The following is a 4,709-nucleotide window of genomic DNA, read 5'->3' as shown; positions in this document are numbered from 1 at the left end:
GAACAGTTTTGCGCGAGGGTTCGGGCATGCTCAGACAGTCAATGTCGGGCTTGAAGATTGCCACGGACCGCGCGGCAGCAGAATATCGGCAGCCGTGCTGGCGCCGTTGTTTGCGCGTCGTTTTTCTTCTGCTGTTCATGGATGCCCTATGTCAGAACCCTTTCAGCCCGATTCCCTGCGCGCACAACTGCGACCCTTGGCCGCAGCGCAGGCCGAGCCGCCTGAGGCGCAGGCCTATCGGCAGTTCTATCGGCTGAACATTGCCGGTGCCACGGCGCGTTTGGGGCTGATGGAAGTGGGCGGTTATCAGGTGGTCACCCAGCTGTGGCTGCCGGCCAAGCCGGTGGCGACGCTGGTGCTGCAACACGGCTATTACGACCATATGGGTCTGTACAGCAATGTGATTGCTTGGGCGTTGGGCATGGGCTTTGCCGTGCTGGCGTGCGATCTGCCGGGGCATGGTTTGTCCAGCGGTACTCGTGCCAGCATCGGCGAATTCAGTGAGTACCAAGCGGTTTTTCGTGCGGTATTGGATGAAGCCGCGAGCCTGGATTTACCGCAGCCTTGGCACTTATGTGGGCAGAGCACCGGCGGGGCGATTATCGTCGACTTTCTGCTGCATGACCGAGCGCTCAGCAGTGGCCAACGCCGGCAAATCGGCGAAGTGATTTTGTTCGCGCCCTTGGTACGGCCGCGCGCCTGGGGTTGGTCCAAGCTTAGCTACTACCTGCTCAAACCCTTTGTGACGCAGATTCCCCGACGCTTTAGCCCCAACTCCAACGACGCCGAGTTTCTCACCTTTCTGCAGGCTGATCCGTTGCAACCCAGGAACCTACCCACCGCCTGGGTGGGCGCTTTATCGCGCTGGATGCCGCAGATTGAACAGGCAAAACCCAGCGCCCGCCGTCCGCTGATTGTGCAGGGTGATGCCGATATGACCGTGGATTGGCGTTACAACTTGGGGGTGCTGCGGCGCAAATTCAGCGAGCCGACGGTGTTTATGGTCGACGGCGGGCGGCATCATCTGGCCAATGAAACGGCGCAAATCCGCAGCACCTACTTCGCCTTTCTGACGGACCACTTCACAGCCTACAAAAGCTGACGCGGTACCGTAGGGTGTGCTGCTCGCACCACCCCAGAGACCGGCGAATGCCCATGGTGCGCACAGCACAGCCTACGGTTTACAGGCCGGGCTCTGCGTTGGGGTTGTTGACCGGCGCGGTCTGGCCTACGGCCAAGCCGGCGCGCATGGCTGCCAAGGCGGCCTGGTAATAGGCCTTGCCGTCGGGCGATTCGGCAAACATCACAAACTCATCCAGCTCCGGATCGGACAGCCCGCTGTAGACGTATAGCAGGGTGTTATCCACATCGGCGCCGATCTGTTGCATCAGGCGCTGGCGTTGGCTTTCCAGCATGCCCTGGGCCTGGCCGCCGCCCATCAGGCCGGGAATCATCTGGCTCAGGCTGTCGGCGGCAACCCCGGCCAAGGCCAGGCTGACTTCGGCGCCGGCTTCTTTTGCCGGCAGGGCTTGAGCCAGGTGGCGAATCAACAGGGCGCGGGTGTTATCGGCTTGAATGCGCGGAATGCCGTTGGCGTGTTTGGCCAGCTCTTCCGGGCGGGTGGCATCGACTTCGGCTTTAACGATTTTGCGCCCCAGCGGTGACTGAAAAAACGCCAGCGCCGGTGCCGGGTTGGCCAGTTGCGCACGAAAGGTGGCTTCACCGCGCTGGTCCATGGCCTGGGGCGCAAAGCGCTGGTTGCTGTTGGTCACCAACGCTTGGTACACCGCGTCGGGCAGGCTGCTGCGGTAGCGTTGCTGGGCGGCTTGCAGGGCGGCGTTGAAATGCGCGCGTTGCTGCGGCCAGCCGGCGATTTCATAGAGCTGGCTGTGCTCGTCGGCCTGGCTGGGTAGCGAGCAGAACAACAACACAAGGGCGAAAAAGGCGCGCATAAAGACTCCTGTCGGGCAGGCCGCTATTTTCAGCGGCATCGCCTGGGCTTGTCGAGGCGCGTGAACGGCGCTGATAGAATCCCCGGCATGGCACATACATCCACAACCCATCTGCTCGATCCCACGCTGCTAACGGCTATCGTCGACGACTTGGCCGATAAAGGCTGGTCGCAGCACGATCTGTTTATTCCACAGGGTCTGACCCGCGAACTGGCGGCGGAGTGCCAACAACGTGCCACCGATGGCCGTCTGGCCCCAGCCGCCGTTGGCCGCGGTGCGACCGCACAGGTACGTGAGAGCGTGCGTGGCGACAGTATTCAATGGCTGGAGCCAGGCGAAAGCACGGCCACAGATGCCTATTTGTCGTACATGGATCAGCTCCGCCAGGCGCTCAACCAGGCGCTGTATCTGGGCCTGAATGACTACGAAAGCCACTTTGCCCTGTACCCGCCGGGCGCTTTTTACCAGCGCCATGTCGACCGCTTCCGTGACGACGACCGCCGCACCGTGTCGGCCGTGTTGTACCTGAATGACAGCTGGTTAGCGGAGCAGGGTGGGGCGCTGCGGATTTATCCCGCTGACGAGGAGCACGACGTGCTGCCATTGGGCGGGCGCTTGGTGATTTTTATGTCGGGCGAGTTGCCCCATGAAGTGCTGCCGGCAACGCGGCAGCGGCTGTCGTTGACCGGCTGGTTTAGACGGCGGGCCTAACCCACTCAACGGCTCTGCACCCCTCTCTCGCAAGCGGGAGAAGGGCTGTTATCCCAGCGAGTAAATTCTTAATGGCCCCACACCTTGATCGTGCCATGTAGGTCGGTGATATCGCGCACTTCCAAACTGCCCAGGCGACTCTCGCCCACATACATATCACTGGCCACCCGTAGGCGAATGCGCTGTGCGGGCAGGCCACTGGCGATCAACTGTTCGTTGATGGTGGTGAGGTCGGGCAGGGTGAATTGCAGTTGCTGCTGGCCGTTGCTGCCGGTCACCACGTCGACCATCAAGGTGGGCTGGTTAACGCCGAAGATCGGCAGCACCAGGCCCAGTTGCGCCGGGCCGAGGGCAAAAAAACCACCGGCGCCGTTGGGGCAATCGCTTGGGCTCACGCAGCCGTTGTCGATTTTCACATTACGCAGCGAGACATTGCCGGTGGTGTCGCTAAAGCGGATTTGGTTAATCCGCGCCTGCAAGTCGAGGCGAATGCTGATGCCCGCCTGGCCAGCTACGTCGCTGAGGGCGGGGTTGTCCAAGGCTTGGAGCTCCGCCACGCAGGGCGTGGCGATTAGCGAGGCGAGCAGGGCGGCGGTAATTGTTTTTATAAGCATGGCGGCACTTCCTATGCGGGTGCCGGCAGTCTGGCGAGCGCGGGCTCAGGGCGCTACTGGTGAGGCGCGGTTCCCGCCAAAGGATCGGCCCGCAGTGCCCATGAAACAAGGCTTTTGCAGGTTATTGTTGGCCAAGCCAGACCTTCGATAGTGGCAGGCGAACGGGGTGTTACCGGCGGTGACCTGGGTTAGGCTGCCGACGCTGAATGAATGAGGTGATGGTGGAAAAGATTTTGATCAGTCGCTGCTTATTGGGCCATCGCGTGCGCTACGACGGCGGTGCCCATGGGCCGTTCGACCAGTTGGCCGTGTGGCAAGCCGAGGGGCGGGTGGTGGCGCTGTGCCCGGAAGTGGCCGGGGGCCTGCCGACGCCGCGCCCGCCCGCAGAAATTCCTGGCGGCCAGGGCGCGCAGGTGTTGGACGGCCAGGCGTTGGTGCTGACGCAAGCGGGTGAGGATGTCAGCGCGCCATTTATCAGTGGTGCGCAGCAAGCCCTGGCGCTGGTGCAGCAACACGGCATTCGCCTGGCGGTGCTGAAATCGCGCAGCCCCTCCTGCGGCAACCTGGAAACCTACGACGGCAGTTTCTCCGGCGAGAAAGTCCGTGGCCAAGGTGTGACTGCCGCGTTGCTCAGCCGTGCCGGCGTGCAGGTGTTCAATGAAGAGCAACTGGCCGCTGCGCTTGAAGCCTTACAGGCGCTGGAGCGCGGGCGATCTGCCTGAACCCTCCTACACTCTGGTGGTCACTAAATGAGCAGCCCGGCCCACCGCCGGTTCTCACTGGCCCAGGAGGGCTCAACCATGCACATCATGCTGTTCCCGCAGAACACGCTATTGCGCAAGGCCGCGCTGGTGGCCGCCATGGCGCTCGGTTTTAGCGCCGCTACCCACGCCGCCACTCCAACGCCCGAGCCGCCGCAGCCGATTGAAGTAACGCAGACGGCGCAGTTGTACTTTATTGAACCCGTCGATGGCGCCAGCGTAGATCGACCGTTCGCCATCAAGTTTGGCCTGCGCACGGTGACCATCACGCCCGGCATGTCGCCACCGGTAATGAGCGCGCCCGACAACCAGATTCATCTACTCATCGACGCGCCGCCGGTGTCGTCCAATATGCCGGTGCTCAGCAGCGACCAAGTGCGACTGCTGACCGCCGACCAGAAAGAGAAGTTTGTGCTGCCCAGCGGCCCGCACCGTTTGCAGCTGGTGCAGACCGACAAAAATGGCGTGCTAGCGCCGCTGCCGGTGGTGTCGCCGGTGATAAATATTGTCGTCAAGTAGACGTTGGGCTTGGCTGCGCTCACCGCATGCGGACCGACCTGACCGACGGGCTAGCATGTGCCGACATCAATGCCACCCCGTCGTCCCCGCGCAGGCGGGGACCCAGAATGGCGCGGTAAACGCGGTTTGCTTCGCGACTCTGGGTCCCCGCC

The 4,709-nt window shown here is 62.6% G+C and carries 6 protein-coding genes; 4 read left to right on the top strand and 2 right to left on the bottom strand.

Translation table 11 applies throughout. The features are described 5' to 3' along the window. Window positions 1-148 precede the first annotated feature (148 nt). On the top strand, window positions 149-1,102 hold the full coding sequence (locus AAAB16_RS25980) for an alpha/beta hydrolase (RefSeq protein WP_340665964.1): 954 nt from the start codon (window positions 149-151) through the stop codon (window positions 1,100-1,102). A 79-nt stretch (window positions 1,103-1,181) separates the two neighbouring features. On the opposite strand, the gene AAAB16_RS25975 is transcribed toward AAAB16_RS25980, so the two are convergent. After that, window positions 1,182-1,952 (bottom strand): hypothetical protein, encoded by a 771-nt coding sequence (locus AAAB16_RS25975; protein ID WP_340665963.1) that lies wholly within the window; start codon window positions 1,950-1,952, stop codon window positions 1,182-1,184. 87 nt (window positions 1,953-2,039) lie between these two features. Here AAAB16_RS25975 and AAAB16_RS25970 point away from each other — a divergent pair, with 87 nt between their 5' ends. Continuing rightward, complete coding sequence (locus tag AAAB16_RS25970; RefSeq protein WP_340665962.1) at window positions 2,040-2,663, top strand: 2OG-Fe(II) oxygenase; 624 nt, start codon at window positions 2,040-2,042, stop codon at window positions 2,661-2,663. A 68-nt stretch (window positions 2,664-2,731) separates the two neighbouring features. On the opposite strand, the gene AAAB16_RS25965 is transcribed toward AAAB16_RS25970, so the two are convergent. Continuing rightward, the gene (locus AAAB16_RS25965) at window positions 2,732-3,277 is read right to left on the bottom strand and encodes a DUF6160 family protein (RefSeq protein ID WP_340665961.1); all 546 of its coding nucleotides are present in this window, start codon (window positions 3,275-3,277) and stop codon (window positions 2,732-2,734) included. Window positions 3,278-3,498: 221 nt separating this feature from the next. On the opposite strand from AAAB16_RS25965, the gene AAAB16_RS25960 reads away from it, so the two are divergent. Beyond that, a complete protein-coding gene (locus tag AAAB16_RS25960; RefSeq protein ID WP_340665965.1) occupies window positions 3,499-3,999 on the top strand; it encodes a DUF523 domain-containing protein in 501 nt (166 codons plus the stop codon). Between the two features lie 78 nt (window positions 4,000-4,077). Then, entirely contained in the window at window positions 4,078-4,557 is a 480-nt protein-coding gene (locus tag AAAB16_RS25955) for a DUF4399 domain-containing protein (RefSeq protein ID WP_340665960.1), read from the top strand. Window positions 4,558-4,709 lie beyond the last annotated feature (152 nt).

The organism is Pseudomonas sp. (genome assembly GCF_037994325.1).
GTDB lineage: Bacteria > Pseudomonadota > Gammaproteobacteria > Pseudomonadales > Pseudomonadaceae > Aquipseudomonas.
This window is presented reverse-complemented; position numbering and strand designations above follow the sequence as displayed.

Coding starts and splice junctions, on each gene's coding strand:
- AAAB16_RS25955 (WP_340665960.1), top strand. CDS start 4,078: ATGCACATCATGCTGTTCCCGCAGAACACGCTATTGCGCAAGGCCGCG.
- AAAB16_RS25965 (WP_340665961.1), bottom strand. CDS start 3,277: ATGCTTATAAAAACAATTACCGCCGCCCTGCTCGCCTCGCTAATCGCC.
- AAAB16_RS25970 (WP_340665962.1), top strand. CDS start 2,040: ATGGCACATACATCCACAACCCATCTGCTCGATCCCACGCTGCTAACG.
- AAAB16_RS25975 (WP_340665963.1), bottom strand. CDS start 1,952: ATGCGCGCCTTTTTCGCCCTTGTGTTGTTGTTCTGCTCGCTACCCAGC.
- AAAB16_RS25980 (WP_340665964.1), top strand. CDS start 149: ATGTCAGAACCCTTTCAGCCCGATTCCCTGCGCGCACAACTGCGACCC.